Source organism: Dyadobacter sp. BHUBP1, from assembly GCF_050587785.1.
Lineage (GTDB): Bacteria > Bacteroidota > Bacteroidia > Cytophagales > Spirosomataceae > Dyadobacter.
The window spans coordinates 142,290-162,186 of the sequence record NZ_JBOBIH010000002.1; the positions used below are offsets into that span (position 1 = coordinate 142,290).

At 49.4% G+C, this 19,897-nt stretch carries 15 protein-coding genes; 9 read left to right on the plus strand and 6 right to left on the minus strand.

The annotated features are described in order from the left end of the window. Window positions 1-219: 219 nt before the first annotated feature. The 5 genes from ACQ4MZ_RS07370 to ACQ4MZ_RS07390 all read left to right on the plus strand — a co-directional run bounded on the left by ACQ4MZ_RS07370 (window position 220) and on the right by ACQ4MZ_RS07390 (window position 5,758). Window positions 220-1,683, plus strand: a complete 1,464-nt coding sequence (locus tag ACQ4MZ_RS07370; RefSeq protein ID WP_430843963.1) for a M20/M25/M40 family metallo-hydrolase — start codon at window positions 220-222, stop codon at window positions 1,681-1,683. Window positions 1,684-1,707: 24 nt separating this feature from the next. Next, window positions 1,708-2,517, plus strand: coding sequence for a 4-(cytidine 5'-diphospho)-2-C-methyl-D-erythritol kinase (gene ispE, locus ACQ4MZ_RS07375; protein WP_430843965.1), 810 nt, complete (start codon window positions 1,708-1,710; stop codon window positions 2,515-2,517). An 87-nt stretch (window positions 2,518-2,604) separates the two neighbouring features. Then, window positions 2,605-3,216, plus strand: a complete 612-nt coding sequence (locus ACQ4MZ_RS07380; RefSeq protein ID WP_430843966.1) for a cytochrome c oxidase subunit 3 — start codon at window positions 2,605-2,607, stop codon at window positions 3,214-3,216. Between the two features lie 76 nt (window positions 3,217-3,292). After that, window positions 3,293-4,468 carry a helix-turn-helix domain-containing protein gene (locus tag ACQ4MZ_RS07385; RefSeq protein WP_430843968.1) on the plus strand — a complete coding sequence of 392 codons (1,176 nt, stop codon included), beginning with the start codon at window positions 3,293-3,295 and terminating at the stop codon, window positions 4,466-4,468. Between the two features lie 90 nt (window positions 4,469-4,558). Next, window positions 4,559-5,758: an acyltransferase family protein gene (locus tag ACQ4MZ_RS07390; RefSeq protein ID WP_430843970.1), complete on the plus strand. Its 1,200-nt coding sequence runs from the start codon at window positions 4,559-4,561 to the stop codon at window positions 5,756-5,758. Here the strand turns inward: ACQ4MZ_RS07390 and ACQ4MZ_RS07395 are convergent. The 5 genes from ACQ4MZ_RS07395 to ettA all read right to left on the minus strand — a co-directional run bounded on the left by ACQ4MZ_RS07395 (window position 5,739) and on the right by ettA (window position 13,727). Continuing rightward, a complete protein-coding gene (locus ACQ4MZ_RS07395) occupies window positions 5,739-7,319 on the minus strand; it encodes an OmpA family protein (protein WP_430843971.1) in 1,581 nt (526 codons plus the stop codon). The two genes, ACQ4MZ_RS07390 and ACQ4MZ_RS07395, sit on opposite strands and share 20 nt — an antisense overlap. Window positions 7,320-7,335: 16 nt before the next feature. Further along, complete coding sequence (locus ACQ4MZ_RS07400) at window positions 7,336-7,932, minus strand: TIGR00730 family Rossman fold protein (protein WP_430843973.1); 597 nt, start codon at window positions 7,930-7,932, stop codon at window positions 7,336-7,338. 41 nt (window positions 7,933-7,973) lie between these two features. Continuing rightward, window positions 7,974-9,356: a UDP-N-acetylmuramate--L-alanine ligase gene (locus ACQ4MZ_RS07405; protein WP_430843975.1), complete on the minus strand. Its 1,383-nt coding sequence runs from the start codon at window positions 9,354-9,356 to the stop codon at window positions 7,974-7,976. 72 nt (window positions 9,357-9,428) lie between these two features. After that, window positions 9,429-11,696 carry a T9SS type A sorting domain-containing protein gene (locus ACQ4MZ_RS07410; protein WP_430843976.1) on the minus strand — a complete coding sequence of 756 codons (2,268 nt, stop codon included), beginning with the start codon at window positions 11,694-11,696 and terminating at the stop codon, window positions 9,429-9,431. 363 nt (window positions 11,697-12,059) lie between these two features. Beyond that, window positions 12,060-13,727, minus strand: coding sequence for an energy-dependent translational throttle protein EttA (ettA, locus tag ACQ4MZ_RS07415; RefSeq protein WP_430843978.1), 1,668 nt, complete (start codon window positions 13,725-13,727; stop codon window positions 12,060-12,062). A 73-nt stretch (window positions 13,728-13,800) separates the two neighbouring features. Between ettA and ACQ4MZ_RS07420 the strand changes: the two genes are divergently transcribed. Next, entirely contained in the window at window positions 13,801-15,081 is a 1,281-nt protein-coding gene (locus tag ACQ4MZ_RS07420; protein WP_430843979.1) for a DUF349 domain-containing protein, read from the plus strand. On the opposite strand, the gene ACQ4MZ_RS07425 is transcribed toward ACQ4MZ_RS07420, so the two are convergent. Continuing rightward, window positions 15,078-16,100 carry a LacI family DNA-binding transcriptional regulator gene (locus tag ACQ4MZ_RS07425; RefSeq protein WP_090375451.1) on the minus strand — a complete coding sequence of 341 codons (1,023 nt, stop codon included), beginning with the start codon at window positions 16,098-16,100 and terminating at the stop codon, window positions 15,078-15,080. The two genes, ACQ4MZ_RS07420 and ACQ4MZ_RS07425, sit on opposite strands and share 4 nt — an antisense overlap. 281 nt (window positions 16,101-16,381) lie before the next feature. On the opposite strand from ACQ4MZ_RS07425, the gene ACQ4MZ_RS07430 reads away from it, so the two are divergent. The 3 genes from ACQ4MZ_RS07430 (at window position 16,382) to uxaC (ending at window position 19,779) form a co-directional block, all read left to right on the plus strand. Then, the gene (locus ACQ4MZ_RS07430) at window positions 16,382-16,993 is read left to right on the plus strand and encodes an RNA polymerase sigma-70 factor (protein ID WP_353722389.1); all 612 of its coding nucleotides are present in this window, start codon (window positions 16,382-16,384) and stop codon (window positions 16,991-16,993) included. Between the two features lie 153 nt (window positions 16,994-17,146). Beyond that, window positions 17,147-18,334 carry a mannonate dehydratase gene (gene uxuA, locus ACQ4MZ_RS07435; RefSeq protein WP_430843980.1) on the plus strand — a complete coding sequence of 396 codons (1,188 nt, stop codon included), beginning with the start codon at window positions 17,147-17,149 and terminating at the stop codon, window positions 18,332-18,334. 17 nt (window positions 18,335-18,351) lie between these two features. Continuing rightward, complete coding sequence (gene uxaC / locus ACQ4MZ_RS07440; RefSeq protein WP_430843981.1) at window positions 18,352-19,779, plus strand: glucuronate isomerase; 1,428 nt, start codon at window positions 18,352-18,354, stop codon at window positions 19,777-19,779. Window positions 19,780-19,897 lie beyond the last annotated feature (118 nt).

Sequence of the window (19,897 nt, forward strand, 5' to 3'; positions counted from 1 at the left end):
AAAGAAACATAATAAGTGTAATTTTTACACTTAAATAAAAATGTGCTGCATCCATGCGGGAAAGTGACGTCAGAACAGTCAGAAATTGGGTATATTAAGGACGCGATGAAACTAAAGGGTTGATTTTAGGGTCTCCTTTGTGTTTATCTTGCAAGAGGTCAAATATCTATGCGATATTTGAGGAAAATTTCAAGTTGCTGACATCCTTTATCGGGAATTATGAAGAAAGTTGTACAAGTTGTTCTCATTGGTGGGCTGTTTTTTTTGTTTTCGGAGTTTCGCCCGGTAGATCGAAAATGGGAAAAGCAGTTCTCCCGCCTTGACCGGGAGATCAGAGAAAATAGCAAAGCCTATGCAACACTGGGCGATGCAACCAAGACCATCGGGCACCGGCTTACCGGAAGTGTCAATGGTGAAAAAGCAGAGGAATATGCATTCAAGCTTTTGAAAAGCTATGGTTTCACCGATGTGGTTTATCAGCCTTTCGAAGTGGAAGCATGGATGCGGGATACTGTGACCCTCTCCATCGCTCCTGGCAGCAGCGACAATTTTCGTGATGTTCCGGTAGTATCCCTGGCACATTCGCCTGTGGAATCCAATCTGCAAGGAGAAATCGTGGATGTCGGCAACGGATTGGAAGAAGACTTTCTGGCTCTTAAAGATAAAGTGAAGGGCAAGATTGCAATGGCAAACATCAACCTCGTGGGTGTAACGGGTAAAAAGAATTTGCACCGGTCGGAAAAGACAGCATTGGCAATCAAATATGGAGCACGGGGAATGATCATGGTCAATGGCGCGCCGGGCAAGATTTTACTTACCGGAACCGCATCGGTCACGGGAGCTATTATCTCTATTCCTGCTGTGTGCATTTCCAATGAAAGCGGCCACGAGATCAGGAAATGGATTAAGGACGAAGGCCCTCTGGAAGCGCATATTGATATGCACAACATTTCGAAGCCTATCAAGGCACGGAATGTAATTGCCACGCTCAAAGGGAAATCGGATGAGAAAGTGATTATCGGTGGTCACCTGGATTCGTGGGACCTGGCTACCGGCGCTATTGACAATGGCATCGGTTCGTTTGCGGTAATTGATGTGGCCAGAGCATTCAAGGCATTGAAAGTGAAACCAGAACGGACCATTCAGTTTGTGTTGTTTATGGGCGAAGAGCAAGGATTGCTGGGCTCAAAGCATTTTGTAAACGAACTCAAAAAATCCGGAACGATCAACAAGGTTTCTTACATGATGAACCTCGATATGACGAACGATCCCAATGGTGCCAACACATTCGGACGGGACGAGATGGTGGACTTCTTCGCAACGGTGGGCCAGGCTATCCGTTCGGTGGACAGCGACTATAAGAACGAGACTACAAACAGGGCCGGCCTGCACAGCGATCACCAGCCATTCATGCTGGAAGGCGTTCCTATTGCTGGTTTGTCCGGACATCTGGAACCCAATGTTTTACAATGCTACCATGCGGATTGTGATGATTTCAGTCTGGTGAACAAGGAGCAGTTGGAGAATACCGTACGCATTGCTTCCATGTACCTGTATGCACTCTCTAATGCAGAGAATATTGCGGTGAAAAAGTTGTCGGACCAGAAAACCCGTGATTATCTTATATCGCAAGGCTTAAAAGAAGAACTGATTATCGGCCAGGAGTGGCGCTGGGAACAGTAAACTACTGCCGCAATAGAAAGTACAATGCTAGTATTTCCGAATGCCAAGATCAATATCGGTTTAAATATCGTCGAGAAGCGCCCGGATGGGTTTCATAACATCGAATCCTGTTTCTATCCCGTAGGTTGGTCGGATGCGTTGGAAATTACCTTGGCGGAGAAGTTTTCATTTCTTTCCGATGGCATCACTATACCAGGCAATGCAGATGAAAATCTTTGCACAAAGGTGTACAAAATGCTCAGGCGTGATTTTGATCTGCCCGCCGTTAAAATACATTTGTTGAAAACGGTGCCTATCGGTGCCGGACTTGGGGGAGGATCGGCAGACGCAGCTTTTACCATCAAAGCGCTGAATCAGTTGTTCGATCTGGGAATTTCCATTGAAGAACAAGAGAAATACGGCAGACTTATCGGCAGCGATTGCGCCTTTTTTATCCGTAACAAACCGGTGTATTGCTTCGAAAAAGGCGATCAATTTGAAGCAATTGACATTCATATTTCCGGGAAGTGGATAGTGCTCGTGAACCCCGGAATCCACATTTCAACCGTTGAAGCATATTCTGGCGTAGTCGCGAAACGAAGCACTGAAAATTTACGTAATATACTTCGGGAGCCGATCGCTACGTGGAAAGGCCGTGTTATAAACGACTTTGAAGCAACCCTTTTTAAAACACACCCCTCTTTAGAAAAAATAAAGGAAAAGTTATATAGCCTTGGTGCGGAGTACGCAGCCATGAGCGGTTCAGGATCCACGCTGTTCGGCATTTTCGGGCAGGAGCAAAATGTAAAAGAGCATTTTCCCGACTTTCGTCTCTGGCAGGGGTTTCTTAAATAATTTAACCTTCGCGTTATGTATTAAGGTGCAAAATAGTCGTTATATTCACTTTGAATTGCGCTTTTCGAAGATATCAATGATTGGGAGATGAGTCCGAAGCACACAACTAAGCAAACCGAAAATCCTTTCACCAAACGTCGTGAGCCGCTTGGCTTTATGCTTTGGTTAGGGGTTGCGGGTAGCTCAGTGCTTTTTACTTCGATCTTCGTCATTTTCCTCCTCCGGGCACACAAAGAGACGGCGCACCTCGTGGCATTGCCGGATATGTTCTGGCTAAGCACGCTGGTTATCCTGTTCAGCAGTATTACGCTTCACGAAGCGAACCTCGCTTTTACAAACGAACGTTTCCTGCATTATAGGGTATTTCTGGGCGCAACCCTCCTGCTTGGCTTCACGTTCATCATGCTGCAAACGGGGGGATGGATGGAAATGGTCAATTCCGGCATTTTTAGCGGTGTCAACACTTCCGAAGGGTTTATTTACCTGTTGACGGGCCTACACCTCCTGCATATGATCGGAGGCGTGCTGTATTTGAGCTATCTGTTTAGAAAAGCAATCAAGAACAGAAGCTATGTGGATTCGTTCGTGTACAGCGTCAATCCTCCAAATCGCCTTCGCATTAAACTTTTTACCCGCTACTGGCATTTCACAGGAGCGCTCTGGCTTGTAGTGTTTATTTTCCTGATCGTCCTTTACTAAGCATTCGGGTCCGAAAAGATACCTTCCCGCAATTGCATTCCCGAATTCGTATATTTGGAATCCGAGATGTAATAACATGATCCCTGCGCCGCCGCCAATCCGTACCGACCTTTTTTCGTTATTCATTCTGCTGGGTTGTGTGCAGGGGCTGATTCTCGCATATGTTTTCCTGTCGCATGCAAGGGGAAGCAACCGAGCGAACCTCTTCCTGGGAATACTTATCCTGGCGATGTCGGTCATTATCAGCGACGTCTGGTTGGGATACACCCATTACATGTTCCGTGTGCTGTGGCTGGTAGATTTCAGCGAACCGCTGAACCTGCTGATGGCCCCGACTGCTTTTCTTTACACCCAGGCAGGCGTGAACCAAAAAATGCCCAAACGTGCGTGGCTCCATTTCTTACCCTCGGTGGTGTACCTCGTGTACATGTGTTTGCTCATATACCCACAAGACCTGACATTCAAGTATAACTCGAACATCGGCTCTTTCCACCCGGAATTGGAGAGGATCGAGGCCGTGCGGTACGGCAGCGATTGGATGTTTTACCCGAAATGGCATATCAATGACCTTACATTTGCCAGTATGGTTATTTACAGCATTGCCGGTTTCTGGTTTCTTACCAGGGCGTTCCGGGCACGGGGGACTTCGTTCTTTACGGGTGAAAAGAATTCGCTGACCTGGTTCCGGGACATGTCTTTACAATTGGCATTCCTGATACTGGTTTTCTTTGTCGTCCGAATCTCATTTCGACATGACCTCGGCGACCATATCATCGCTGCATTTATTTCCCTGATCATCTACATTATCAGCTTCACGGTGTTGAGGAAATCACTGTTTTTTCACGAGCCGACAGAACGAACCACGCGGAAATATGAAAAATCGTCGCTGACGGAGGAAATACAATCTGCGACGCTGGGCAAGCTGGAAGCGGTAATGCTGGCGGAAAAGCCGTTTCTTGATCCTGGGTTTTCCTTGCCGGCGCTTTCCAAACGACTCGGCGTATCGACCCACCATTTGTCACAAATACTCAATGAGGAGTTGGAACAAAGCTTTTTCGACTTTTTGGGTGCATACCGCATTCAGGAGGCGCAGCGGCTGCTTGCCGATCAGGACAATGCCCACATCAAAATTGAGGAAATCGGGCAGATGGTAGGGTACAACTCTAAATCCGCATTCAATACGGCTTTCAGGAAGATAACCGGTACCACACCCTCCGAATACCGCAAACAGCACGCTAATCAGAAGTTCTGACTTATCGGGAAGAACTTCGAACGGATCAGAACGGTCGTTTGGGACCGGTTTCAGACACTAGTTTTGGGCATCACTCAAAACCTATTTGTCATGGAAACAAAGCCTGTCCAATCTCATTCATTATCCAACAATATCCGCCGATACGATCTCGATTGGCTTCGTGTGCTCGCCTTCGGAATCCTGATCTTCTTCCATGTCGGAATGTTTTTTAATCACTGGGGTTGGCACATTAAAAACAATGTGATCACGCATGCCGTGGAATGGCCGATGCGGTTCAGCAGTCAGTGGAGGATGTCGCTGCTATTCATGATTTCCGGCGCAGGAGTATATTTTGCACTTGGGACCCGTGGGCCGTGGGCTTTTCTGAGAGAGCGTTTTGTCCGCATTTTCATACCACTCATTTTTGGGATGTTTGTCGTCGTGCCTCCGCAGATTTTTTTCGAGCGACTCACACAAGGCCAGACTTACAGCTATGGAGATTTTTATAAAACGGTGTTTCAATTCGTCCCTTACCCGGAAGGCAGTTTCAGCTGGCACCATTTGTGGTATCTGGTTTACATCTTCTGCTATTCACTATTGGGTTTGCCGTTGCTGCTTTTGCTGCGCCGCCATGCGGGTTTTACGCAGCGGGTCGCGGCATTCTTTGCCAATCCCTGGGCTTTGATTGCCGTGCCGGTAATCTGGCATGTGGGGGGAAGTGTTTTGCTGGAAGAACATTTCCCTACTACACACAATCTGGTCCGCGATTGGAACGAGCACTTTCACGATTTTACGCTTTTTGTGACCGGCTTTATGATTTGCACACAAGCCCGCTTCTGGGAAACGTTTCAGAAATACCGGCAATTGACGCTGGGCATCTGGATTACGCTGACGATCGCCCTTTATGCCTATTACTGGACAGTCGACAAGGATATGGACGCTATGCAATGGCTTGTGTATGATGCGATCAAAACGACGAACGCCTGGTGCATTCTGCTTTCGATCTTTGGATATGGTTATACTTACCTGCAATTCACGAATCCATTCCTGAAATATGCCAACGAGGCGGTGTATCCGTTTTACATCCTGCATCAGACGGTAATCATCTGTCTGGCCTACCCGATTATCCAGGCGCCTGTGCATTGGTTTTTGAAGTTCGTTTACCTGTGCATAGCCACATTCGTGATTTGCCTGGGCATGTACCACTTTCTGATCCGAAAGAGCAGTCTCCTTAGGGTGTTGTTTGGATTGAAAGCGTTGAAGCGAAGTAAAAGCAGTGCGACCGTGACGCCTATTTCTTCAATATCTTGAATTCTACGCGGCGGTTCTGCTGCTGGCCTTCCGGTGTGTCATTTTTGGCAACCGGCTTGGTCTCGCCGTAGCCCTTGCTGGCAATGCGGTCGGGTTCGATGCCTTTTCCGATCAGGTATTCGCGAACGGCGTCGGCCCGTTTCTGAGAAAGATCAATGTTGAATTCGGCGCTACCGGTATTATCAGTGTGCCCGCCGAGTTCGATGGAAAGCGTTTTGTTCTCTTCCATGGAAATGGCAATGCGGTTCAGCTCACCAAAAGACTCGTCGCGGAGCGTGGCTTTCCCTGTGGCGAAGAAAATATTGTTAAGCCGCACGATCTGCCCTTCTTCAATCGGGATGAGTTTCAGTGATTTGTTGGCAATTTCCTTGAAGCCCTTATTGCCATTACTGGTAGAGTCGGTAAGGTCGATATTTTCCCCTTCTGCGATGAAATTGGGAGCGACTGCCCGCCAGCTGTATTTCTGGCCGTACGGAAGCACGAGTTTATATTCGCCAGTGGTAGGGTTGGTCGTGGCGGTACCTACTTCTTCGCCGGTAGCGAGATCTTCGTAAATGATTGTCGCTTCCACCGGCTTCCCGGTTTTGGAATCGATTACTTTTCCGCTGATCATCACCACAGGATCCGAAGGTGGCACTACCGCCACGGGAGCCTCCGCCGTCGAATCGGCCGGAGAAGGTTTGGGTTGCAGGTTATAGCGAACAATGTCGCCTTTGCCTTCCGTGTCTTTGAAAGAGACCATATAGGCGAAATCACCCAACGCGGAAATGGTGTAGTAAGCGTCGTAACCGTCGGTGTTGATGGCAGGACCTAGGTTAACGGGCCTGCTCCATCTTTTCCACGATTTGTCGATCCGCTTGCTGTAATAAATATCGTTGCTGCCTTGGCCGCCTTTCCGGTCACTCGAAAAATAGAGCGTCACGCCGTCAGGCGCGAGGAATGGGGTGGTTTCAGTGAAATCGGCGGTGTTGATTTCAGGACCGAGATTCAAAGGTTTCGACCAGCTACCGTCTTTTTGCTTGAAGCTTACGTACAAATCGTCGACTTTGCTGTTTTTCTTTTCGCTGAAAGACATGACCAACGTTTTACCGTCGTTGGAGAGGTAACCGCAATCGAATTGGCCTTTGCTGAGTTTGGTATAACCAGGAATATCCAGCTTGTTGGGAGCGGACCAGCCTCGCGCCGTTTTTTTACTGGTTGAAAACCCGCGCGTTTCGTAAGTCCCGTTTTTGTATGCTCCCTTGATTAACAGCGTGTTGCCGTCGGGTGTAATGCTGTAAAGGCTATTGTAGTCTTCCTTATTAAGGGGCGGAGGTAGCCGCCTTGCCGGCGTCCATTTATCGCTTTTGAGTTCTGAATACCAGATATCCTGGCTGCCTTTCGGGCCGTGCGTGTTCTGCGGATGGCTTACCCTTGAAAAATAGATCGTTTTACCGTCGGGGGAAATGATCGGACTGATTTCATTGTATTCGGTGTTGACCGATTTTCCGAGGTTTTCCAGCTGCGCATGGGCACAAATGGAAGTGGCGACCGTGATGGCTAATAAGCAGAAAGCACGCATTGTTCTGACAGGATGGCTAGTTTTTATCTACATACAACGACCCGTCCAGCGGCTTATTTTCCGCATTTTGCAAACGGAAGGCTTCCATTTTTTCAAGGAGCGTTGCAGGGTCTTCCCCAACTACCAAAAGTGCACGGTTATCGGGCCTCAGAAAGCCCTCTTCCACCATTTTATCGAGTTGTAGAAGCAAAAGATCGTAAAATCCGTTGACGTTCAAAAGGCCGACAGGGCCGTGGAATATGCGGAGCTGTGCCCAGGTCAGGATCTCGAAAAGCTCATCGAAAGTGCCGTAGCCACCGGGTAATGCAATGACACCGTCGGACATCGATACCATTTTGGCTTTACGCTCGTGCATCGTGTCGACGAAATGGAGTTCCGACAACGTCTTATGCGCCACTTCCAGCTTGGCCAGGAAATTCGGGATAATACCCGTAACAAACCCGGCATTGTCCATTGCGCCATCGGCCACACGGCCCATCAGGCCCATATTGCCGCCGCCGTAGATGAGTTTGATATTTCGCTTTGCCAGTGCTGTGCCCAGTTCGTAGGCGGTTTCGGCATATAGCGCTTTCTTTCCCGGATTTGAACCGCAGTATACAACTATGGATTGCATCGGATGAACGGATAAGTGTTTAAGCAGGATATCCCGGCAGGCTATGCCAGAATATCCGCGGCCAGTTTTTTCAGGTCAATATCGCCGAAGGTGCCGGAGCTCATCAGCAGCAGGTTGGCGTCTTTCCAGGCCAGTGACTTTAAGAATGCTTCCAGTTCGGCCGAATTGGTAAATACTTTCAGGTCATCGCGCTTGAATGCCGCTTTGATATCGTCTTCCGACAGACTTTCCAATCGCTTGTGTTCCAATGTCAGCGGATTGAAATACACGATCGCCACATCGGCCGCTTTTAGTTTGCGGCGATATTGGGATAAAAAACTCTTGTTAAGGCTGCTGAATGTATGAAGCTCCGCGCAGGCTACCAGCGTTCTGTCGGGAAATTGCTCTTTCAGGGCGTTGGTAGTCGCTTCGACTTTGGAAGGCGCATGGGCGAAATCACGGTAGACATTTACTGTTTTATTCGTTCCAAGTAGTTCCAGGCGTTTTGAGGCTCCTTTGAATGTGCGGATCGCGTCGTAGAACTGCTCGTCGGTCACGCCTAGTCGTTCGCAGACTTCGCGTGCGCCGCTGATATTTTTCATATTATGACTTCCGAAAACAAGTACCGGAACCTCGCCCTGCTCGGCGGTGATCAATATGGTCTTATTATCCTCGATCCGGTGCGGATGTACAGCATAAGGTGTGCTGGCCACATCCGGACGTTCCTTCCGGCCGATCACATCGAGCATATCGTCCGTTTGGTCAAAGATGATCGCGCCGGCTTTCGGCAGCGAATCGGCCAACAGCTCGAATTGCTTCACATACGACTCCCAGGTCGGGAACACATTGAAATGATCCCAGGCAATGCCGCTGATCAATGCGATATGCGGCTGGTAGTGGATAAATTTCGGGGTGGGATCGATCGGTGAAGTAAAGTACTCGTCGCCCTCGATCACGATCAGCGGGGCATTCTCTGAAAGCTTCACCATATTGTCGAAACCTTCAATTTGTGCGCCGACCAGGTAATTGAAATTCCTTTTATTGTATTTCAAAACGTGAAGTATCATGGAGGTAATGGTCGTTTTTCCATGACTGCCCGCGATCACGACGCGTTGTTTGTTCTGGCTTTGCTCAAAAATATACTCGGGATACGAATATACCTTAATCCCCAGCTCTCTTGCTTTTGCGAGCTCGGGGTTGTCCTGCCTGGCGTGCATGCCGAGAATCACGGCTTCCAAATCGGTAGTGATTTTTTCCGGAAACCAACCCGTAACAGGCGGAAGCAAGTCATATTGTGCAAGGCGGCTGGACGATGGCTCATAGATCTCATCATCCGATCCCGTTACAACGAATCCTTTTAAATGTAGTTCGATGGCCAGATTGTGCATGACACTACCGCCGATCGAAATGAAATGTATTTTATGCAAAGATGAAGATTGACTCATTGACAATTCTAAAAAACTGATTCCGTTCGAAAGTTAGCAAGAATTGGCCTTCGGGCAAATCCCGCCCATGCGCTATTTCCCGGCATCTTTCACGAACTTGATATTTTCCTGCGTACCGTTCTCGTGCACAAGGCCGATTACGTAAGCACCCGAAGCCAGGCCCCGTATATCGATTTCACGGCGCGGCTTGTTCGAACTATAAACCACCTGACCCGCAACATTGATGATCCTGACCGTTTTGACATGCTCCCAGTCATCTGCTGCGATCGTTACCCTGTCGCTGGCCGGATTTGGATACGTACTTGCAACCGGGGTGGTTTTGAAATTCAGGTTAACGATTTTGCTGTATGAGAAGGTCTGGTCCCGGTCGACCATTTTCAGGCGGTATAGATTTTCACCGGCCGCGGGGCTGATATCGGTGAAATTGTAACGGGTAACAGCATTCAATACGTCCCCTCCCGCTGGGAGCGACCCAATGCGCGTCCATTTCTTGCCATCGGCACTCCGCTCCACATCAAATTTTTCGCTATTTACCTCTTCGGATGTCGACCAGGCAAGCAGTGCTTGCTCGCCTTCTTTCATCGCGGTAAAGTTGATCAATTTCACTGGTAATGCGCGTCCGACCGGAACGACCTTCGCCGCGGATTTGGCAACGCACCCGCTTCGGGTCGATTTGGCGGTATAATTGTAATCGCCCGGTGAATCCGGAGCAGTAATCGTAATGATACTGCCCGTCCGGTTGTTGGCACCCTCGCCGCTCCACTGGTAGTTGGCCGTATTGCATTCGGGCCCCTGGCAATTGACGCTGAGTGTCACCGGCATTCCGACAACGGGTTTGGTCGGCGAGGAGCTGACATTCACAGAGTAGGAGCACGGCAGGTAATTGCCGCTATCCCAAACGTTTTCCCAATAGCCCGTATCCGTCATTCTGATGGATTTAGGTTGAAGGTCCGTTTGCCCGAAATTCTGTCCGCCGATCTGGTTCCAGGCGTCGAAAAGGAAAGTTCCTGTGAATACGTTCGGAAAAATATTGACAGTCACGGCTTCCGCCCGTGCAGGTGGCTGGTAGGAGGGCGTAATGTATTGCTCGCGGCACAATGCGAGCGTGGGTGCGAGCTGCGCCATTTCAATATCATTAAAATGCATGGCAATATGCACATAGTCCGCGCCATGCTTATAGGCACGGGGAAACCATTCGTACGGAATGCCGCCATTGATTCCCGAGCCGCCGTCGGGTTGGCCGAGGTCGGTCGGGTCGAACTCGATGCCTGCTATTTTATTGGGATAAGTACCTTTGATGACGTCGACTCCCATTATTTTTCTCCACAGATCCCATTGGTGACTGCCGTCGGTATGGTAAATACCGTCCGAAAGCTCCAATGCGAGTAAGAGGGTGCTGCTGTGCAAATGCCAGTTGTTACCCTGTACCGAGCCAAAGTCGGACACGAAATGCAATACTTTAATGGAAGAATTACGGTTTTTGACGGTTTCGTAAAAACCTTTGAAAAGCTTCAACAAACCCCATGCTGCAAACCGGTGCAGGTCGCGGCCCATTTCAGAATTGTAATTTCCGTCGGTTGGCTGGGGAGCGGTGGCAATAGGATAGGAGGTTCGGCCCCAGGTAGCATTGGTTTGGCCCGGAAATCTTATCGGAAGGAACTTGGTACGCCATGCCTGCAATGCTTTGGCCTCGAACATTCCGGCGTAGTTGACCGAGTTGACGACTTTATTAGGCATGTAAAACTCTTCTGATCCGTTGTTGCCCATCGCGACATATAAAATCCTGGACGAATAACCTTGCACCTGCGCGAGTGCATCGTCTACGAAAGCGAGGAAACGGCCTGTTGCATATTCAGAGAAGACCGACGGGACCGTATGGGAAATGGCCTCGCGCATGAGCGAGCCGTTGGAGAGTTGCGCAACATCCACGGTAGAAAGAAAGTTGTCGTTCCAGTACCCAGGCCGCAGATAGGAGAAGTGAAGGGCCACCTTCATATTCGGGTTGATGTCCAGAATCGCTTTGACGGCCTGGGCCATCTTTGCGCGCTGGTAATTACCGAGGGTTGGCTCATAATGCTCCCACTGTATGTGCAGCCTGATCGCCGTCGGACTCGCGTCCTTCCCGTTATATTTGAGGTTCGCGAATTTCAGAATGTACTGCCATTGCTCGGTATTGATCCCGTTGGGTGCCGTTCGGTCGAATCCGTAGCCGGTGGTGTTGAGGATCAGCTCTCTTTGCGCCAGAAGCGCGGTGGGCCGGCCGGATAACACGGCCAGAAAAAGTGCGATGGTTAATAAACGTGAGTAGTTGGGCGGCGACGTCAGACGTTTGAAACGCATAAAATTTTCGTTCGGTGGGCGGTTATAGCTTTTTAGATTCGTTGAGACAGATTTAATTTTATCTATAAGTGATATAGAAGTTTATGGAGTTACAAATAGCTGCCTGGCGGGGACGGCCGTTTTGTAAACCCTGTTGAGTGTCAGGATGGAAATAGAAGAGGAATTTTAGTTTTTAAGCCTGATAGGCGAACAGCTCAATATAATTTGAATTGACAACTTGATAAAGGATGGTATGAATAGGATAGAAAGGTAGAATATTAAAACTAGATTTCAAGAGAAATAGAAAATAAATTCTACAAGCAGTCATAAAAAAACGCTCACCTGTGTAGATGAGCGCTGGATAACGGGCAGATCCGGGCGGAATTATGCGAGTTTTTTATACTTGATTCGGGTCGGTGTAGCGTCTGTACCGAGTCTCTTACGACGGTTTTCTTCGTATTCTGAGAAGTTACCTTCAAACCAGTAAACCTGTGAATCGCCCTCGAATGCCAGAATGTGGGTTGCGACGCGGTCGAGGAACCAGCGGTCGTGCGAGATAATCACGGCACAGCCCGCGAAGTTTTCGAGGCCTTCCTCCAATGCGCGAAGCGTGTTTACGTCCAAATCGTTGGTAGGCTCATCAAGCAGCAACAGGTTGCCGCCCTCTTTCAGGGTCATGGCAAGGTGTACGCGGTTACGCTCGCCGCCGGAAAGCGTTCCCACTTTCTTTTCCTGGTCGCCGCCGCCGAAATTGAACCGGCTCACGTACGCACGCGCATTCGCCTGCTTGCCCCCGAGCATAATCCAGTCGTTGCCATCGGATATGCTCTGGTATACGGTCTTATTGGGGTCGAGGTTGTCGTGTTCCTGATCGACGTAAGCGAGTTGCACGGTCTCACCTACTTCGAAATGGCCCGTCAGCGGTTTCAGCTGGCCGGTAATGAGTTTGAACAAAGTGGTTTTACCCGCACCATTTGGCCCGATAATGCCGACAATACCATTCGGCGGCAATGCGAAGCTGAGGTTTTCGTACAGCAACCTGTCGCCGAAGCCCATCGATACATTATGTGCTTCGATAACCTTGTTCCCAAGCCTTGGGCCGGAAGGAATGAAGATCTCCAATTTTTCTTCCTTCTCGCGGCCTTCCTCGCTGAGCAATCTCTCGTAAGCGCCCAACCTTGCCTTGGATTTGGCCTGGCGTGCTTTCGGCGCCAAACGCACCCATTCCAACTCGCGCTGCAATGTTTTCTGACGTTTCGATTCGGTTTTTTCTTCTTTTTTCAGGCGTTCCTGCTTTTGTTCCAGCCAGGATGAGTAGTTGCCTTTCCATGGAATGCCCTCGCCGCGGTCGAGTTCGAGGATCCAGCCGGCTACGTTGTCGAGGAAGTAGCGGTCGTGGGTCACGGCGATAACGGTTCCTTTATATTGTCTCAAATGCTCTTCGAGCCACAGTACCGACTCCGCATCGAGGTGGTTGGTAGGTTCATCCAATAAAAGCACATCCGGCTGGCGCAACAGGAGGCGGCACAACGCAACCCGGCGCTTTTCTCCACCCGAAAGTGTCGATATCAATGCATCCGATGGTGGGCAGCGGAGCGCATCCATCGCGATTTCGAGGCGGTTGTCAAGATTCCATGCATCGGATGCGTCGAGTTTTTCCTGCACTTCGCCCTGTCTTTCCAGCAATTTGTCGAAATCTGCATCTTCTGCACCAAACGCCTCATTGATCTCGTCGAATTCTTTCAATAGATTTACAATTTCTTGTACACCTTCTTCTACAACTTCGCGAACGGTCTTGTTCGGATCGAGTTTCGGCTCCTGTTCGAGCATCCCGACGGAGTAGCCGGGAGAGAAAACTACCTCACCCTGAATGTCTTTGTCGATGCCGGCGATGACGCGCAGGAGCGTCGACTTACCGGAACCGTTCAGACCGAGGACGCCTATTTTAGCGCCGTAGAAAAAGGATAAATAAATGTTTTTAATAATATGTCTGTTGGGAGGAATGATTTTGTTAACCCCCGACATTGAGAAAATAATGGTTTCGTTACTCATTTTTTGTTTAATTTGTGCGTAACAAATATCGTTATATATCCCTACACTTAGCAGATAAAAAAAAATTGAAAGAATGGAAAATGCCACATTGAATGATGAATACGGCTACGTTAAGGACAGCAAAGTATTTTTAAAGGGGTATCTGGATTTCCCCGACCGGCAAATTGGAGAAGTAAAAAGGACTGAGCAGGAAGCGATTGACTATTTCAAGAATCGTTTTAACATTGTCCTGAACAAAGTAGAGCAGCTGGAACGCGAAATTGATGAGGCACTTAATAAGGGCTCCTATCTTACCAAACTGATCCAGTTACAGCGCAAGTTGAAAAGTTTTGATGCATTGGGTGATTTTGTGCCATTGCTCAGAAGGCTCGAAGAAAAAGAAGAATATCTCAAAAGCCTGATCGAGGTTAACCAGCTCAAGAACCTGGAAATCAAACGCGCGCTGATCGAGGACGTGAAAGTTGCCGCCGCCGTGACCGATTATGCTACTGCAACGGACCAGATCCAGGAGATCAAAGCCAAGTGGATCCGCACCGGGCCGGTCGATAAGGAATATCAGGATGAAATCGAGACCACATTCCAGCAGATCCTGGATGATTTCTTCCAACGCCGTCGTGATTATTTCGATGAGCAGAACAAGCTCAACCAGCACCGTATAGAAGAGTACGAAAAGCTGATTAAAATTACGAAGACACTCAGCTACGCTAAAGATCTCGACGAAGCCTATCAGAAGGCGAGAGATGTGCGCAATGCATGGAATAATGTAGGGGAAGTTCCGCCGAAGCGCTTTTTCAAAGTCAACAAGGCTTATCGTCACTTCCTCAAACTGTTCTACGATAAATATAATGCGGCTAAAGGTATAGAACCGAAAGTCCGCATTGACCCGCGTATCGTGGAACAACAGAAACTGCTCGCCCAGGCCGAAGCGCTTCTGAAATCTCCGGATATCATCGAGGCGTCGCAGGAAGCAAAGGTTCTGCTTAGTAAATGGAAGGAGATCAAGATTCCGTTCAAACTGGCGGATAAGGAATTGGCAGAAAAATTCCGGATGGTTTGCGACAAGATATTTGAGCTCAGCTACCTGGCACGCGTGATCAGTCGCAAATATCCGGCTTTCGAGCTGAAAAGCCCCGAAGAGCAGCTCCGTACCAAATACCGCGAGCTCGAATGGCTTACCAAGCGTGAGAAGAGCGACCTCGAATTCGCGCAGCTGGAATTTGACCGCACCGCTACCGGCGATCCCGAGCAGGACAAACAGGCCGTGGGGCGCATCAATATTCAGAAACGTAAGGTTCAGATGAAAGAGCGCATTCTTATTGAATTTGAAAGAAAATTGAAAGCTATAACCGGCTAGTGCCGCATAGACGACTTATTAATCACCAAATTGGATTGCAATACCCTGGTCTCGAATTCGGCCGGGGTATTTTTGCTTTCAATGAGGTCCAAAAGCAATGAAGTAGCCTGCTGGCCCATTTCGAACGACGGCTGGGTGACCGAACTCACCGGCGGATCGAGGAGAGACGACATGGCGATGTCGCAAAAGCCCACTACCGCTACGTCATCGGGCATTTTGTAGCCTAGCTGCCGCAATGCCCAGTGAATACCCATGGTAATGCGGTCGCTCGCGCCGAAGATAGCGTCGGGACGCTCGCGGAGGGCCATGAGTTGGTAGGTGCGCTCGGTACCGCCTGCCTGCGTAATCTCGCTGTGCAACACCCATTCTTCCTGGAATTCGATCCCGTATTTGCGCAATGCATCCTTGTATCCTTCCAAACGGAACCGTGTAATGGATACCGGTTTCGGGCCGGCAATGTGCGCAATACGCCGGCAACCCCGCTTGATCAAATGCTCCGTAGCATCGAACGCGCCTTTGTAGTCATCCACCCGCACCTTATGTGTATGCATGGCGTCGCTTACGCGGTCGAAAAACACCACGGGGATGCCCTGCTCCTGCAAGGACGCGAAATGGTCGATATTCTCCGACTGGCTGGAAATCGCTACCACCAGACCATCTACCCGGCGCGAGGCAATGTGCCGTGTGGCGGAACGCTCGCGTTCAAGTAGCTCGTGGCTTTGGTAAATCATGGTATGGTACCCGCGGCTGTACGCAATATCCTCCACGCCGCCGATCGCCGAGGAGTAGAACCGGTTGGCGATATCCGGTACGATCACGCCGATGGTTTGCGTGCGGTTTTTGAGCAGGCTGATCGCGATCGGGTTGGGATAATAGTTAAGCTGCTCAGCCAGATCGATCACCTTTTGCTTGGTTTCTTCACTGATCTCGCTGCTGTCGCGTAGCGCCCGCGACACGGTCGATTTGGAAATGCCGAGTTGTCTTGCAATCTCTTTGATGGTGATAGAAACCTTTTTCATTGGAATATATTGAAATAGTACAATCCTCCTAAAAAATCCAGAAAATAGACTAGCGGTCAATGTTGCACAAAGCCGCTGGTGTCCGCACAAAGTTCCGGGAAAAATTGCGGGAATGGGAACGGTTCCGGGAACGGTTGCGTAAATTTATTGCTTTTTTTCAAGATTTATTTTTGTGTATCAGCGAATCAGTATTTAAACTAGGTAAATGATCGACGAAGACAAGGGGCTAAATACCACTACAATTCCAGGAAATTTTCTATAATTAACCTAGCTCAGCTAACATGGAGACAAACTCATTTACCAGTACATTACCATCAGCCTGTTCTCAGAAAAGTATACTGGAAACCCTGTTTGGCAGAGTAGTGACTAACGGTGATTATAATGCCTTCCGCGAGTTGTTCACACGCCATTACAGGTCGCTTTGCAACTACGCCATGCGCGTGGTGGTGACGCGGGAGATCGCAGAGGAAGTGGTGTCCGATGTATTTGTGAAACTTTGGAAAAATCGTGAGCAGATTGAGGTCCATACTTCGTTTCAGGCTTACATTTACAGGGCTGTGCGCAACCAGGCGCTGGATTACCTGAAACTGCGTATCCATCGTCAGAATGAGCGGGATTCGCTGGAATCGGTGCAGTGGAATATGAACCACGCCGACCATTTCTCGCCCGCGGAAGAACTGTCGTACAACGAATTTTACGAGCATATAGAAGATTGCATCCAGGCATTGCCGCGCCAGTGCCAGCTCATTTTCCGCCTCAGCCGCGAGGAAGGCCTCCGCTACCGCGATATCGCAGAGCGTTTGGATATCTCAGTCAAAACGGTAGAAACCCAAATGAGCCGCGCATTGAAAGTACTGCGCGAAAGGGTGCCGGAGCATAGGTTGGTAGCGTAGGGGCTTTAAGCGATAGGCTTTAGGCTGTAAGCAGGTTGCTTTAAGTTCGCAAAAAATAACTGAACTAACAATAAAAATAACAGCGGTGCGTAAGGCTTAAAGCTTATAGCCTAAGGCTTATAGCTTACAGCTTATCGCGCCGCAAGGCATCAAATGGCATTAGAACAAACCTGGCGTTGGTTTGGGCCTAACGATCCTGTTTCGTTGCAGGATATTCGTCAGGCCGGAGCAACCGGAATCGTCACCGCATTACATCACATTCCCAATGGTGAAGTTTGGGAAGTATCAGAAATCCAGGCGCGTAAGCAGCTGATCGAAGACGCCGGCCTTACGTGGTCGGTTGTGGAAAGTGTACCTGTACACGAATCGATCAAGACACGCTCCGGCGATTTTGAGAAACATATATTAAACTACCAGCAGTCGCTCCGTAACCTGGGGCAATGCGGTATCGACACCGTCTGTTACAATTTCATGCCCATTCTGGACTGGACGCGCACCGACCTGGACGCGCCGATGAAGGATGGTTCAACCGGTTTGCGTTTCGATGCAACGCAGTTCGCCGCATTTGATCTTTACCTGTTGGAAAGACCAGAGGCCGGGGAGCTGTACACCGAGGAGCAAAAACGTGCTGCAAAAATTTGGCTCGACTCGGCGTCAGAGCAGGAGAAGCAAAAACTCGTCCGTAACATTATAGCCGGTCTGCCGGGTTCGGAAGAAAGCTTTACAGTGGAAGAATTCAGAAAGGTCTTGAAAACCTACGAGCACATCGGCGATTTTGAACTGCGTACGCATTTGTACCAGTTTATTCAGGCGATCGGGCCGGTAGCGGAGGAAGCGGGGATCAGGTTGGCGATTCACCCGGACGATCCTCCTTATCCCATCCTCGGACTACCACGCGTTGTGAGTACTGAAAATGACGCAGAAATGCTGCTGAAAGCGTATGACAAGCAAGCCAACGGTATTTGCTTTTGTACGGGCTCCTATGGCGTAAGGCCGGATAACGACCTCGCCGGAATGGTGGACAGGCTAGGTAGCCGCATTCATTTTATCCACTTGCGCGCCACCAAGCGCGAGCACGACGGCAGCTTTTACGAAGCCGATCACCTCGACGGCGACGTGGATATGTACGGCGTGATGCGGGCATTGGTATTGGAACAGAAAAGGCGGGAAAATGACGGCAGAACCGATTTGAGAATGCCTTTCCGTCCTGATCATGGCCACCGTATGCTCGATGATTTGTCGGCTACGAAGCGGACCAACCCAGGTTATACGGCCATCGGGCGCCTGCGCGGGCTTGCGGAGCTGCGGGGCCTCGAATACGGGATTGAAAGAAGTTTGTGATTGTAATAAGAAAGAGAATGGAAACGATTAGCACCGCTGTACAAAAGACCTTCATTTCCGAAGATTTCCTCCTCCGCTCGGAAACTGCGCGTATCCTTTACCATGATTATGCGAAGGAAATGCCGATCATCGATTACCACTGCCACCTGCCGCCCGATCAGATTGCGGAAGACAAGCAGTTTGAAAACCTGACGCAAATCTGGCTTTACGGGGACCATTACAAATGGCGGGCAATGCGGGCAAATGGTATCAACGAGCGGTATTGTACCGGCGACGCGAGCGATTGGGAAAAGTTCGAACAATGGGCGGCCACAGTACCGTATACAATGCGCAATCCGCTCTATCACTGGACGCACCTCGAATTGCTGCGCTATTTTGATATTGATATACTTTTAAATAAACATACGGCCCGCGAGATCTACGATGAATGCTCGGCCAAACTGCGCCAGCCCGATTACTCGGTGAAAAGCCTGCTGAACCGCATGAACGTGAAGGTAATCTGTACCACTGATGATCCAACGGACTCTCTCAGTTACCATAGCGCAATCAGTGAAAGCGGTTTCGATATCCGCGTGCTGCCGACGTTCCGGCCGGATAAGGCGATGCTCCTGATCGATTCACCGGAGGATTTCAAACAATATTTGTCCAAACTCGCGCAAGCAGCGGGTACGGGAGAGATTACTTCCTACGACGCATTGCTGGCCGCGTTGCGGAATCGCCACGATTTCTTCGCTTCGATGGGCGGCCGCTTGTCGGATCACGGTTTAGAGCATATTTATGCAGAATTCGATGAAACTGCGGCGCGTGAGGCATTTGCTGTTGCATTGAGAGGCGAGAAACCTTCGGCTAATCAGGCGCTGGCATTCAAATCGGTGCTGTTGTATGAAATGGCTAAGATGGACCACGCCAAAGGCTGGACGCAGCAGTTTCACCTCGGGGCATTGCGCAACAACAACGAGCGTATGCTCCGCGAACTCGGCCCGGATACCGGCTGGGACTCGATCGGCGATTACAGCCAGGCGCAGGCGCTTTCGAAGTTTTTGAATAAACTCGATTCGACGGATCAGTTGGCTAAGACGATTTTGTATAACCTCAATCCGGCTGATAATGAAGTGCTGGCTACGATGACGGGTAACTATAACGACGGTACTGTTGCCGGTAAAATGCAATTCGGCTCCGGCTGGTGGTTCCTGGATCAGAAGGATGGTATGGAGCGGCAGATGAATGCATTGTCGAATATGGGCTTGCTGAGCCGTTTCGTGGGAATGCTTACGGATTCGCGCAGCTTCCTGTCGTACCCGCGACATGAATATTTCCGCCGTATTTTGTGTAACCTCATCGGTCAGGATGTCGAGAATGGCGAGTTGCCGAGCGATATTCAGTGGCTGGGCAAGATGGTGCAGGGTATTTCCTACAACAACGCCAACAAATATTTTGGCTTTTGATTAAAATCCGAATTTAAATACGCTAATAAAAGGAATAGCCCAGACATTTGTTGTGGGCTATTTTAATGTTAATACTTAATTTTGGCGCGTAATCATTTTTCAATGGCCCGTCAGGGAG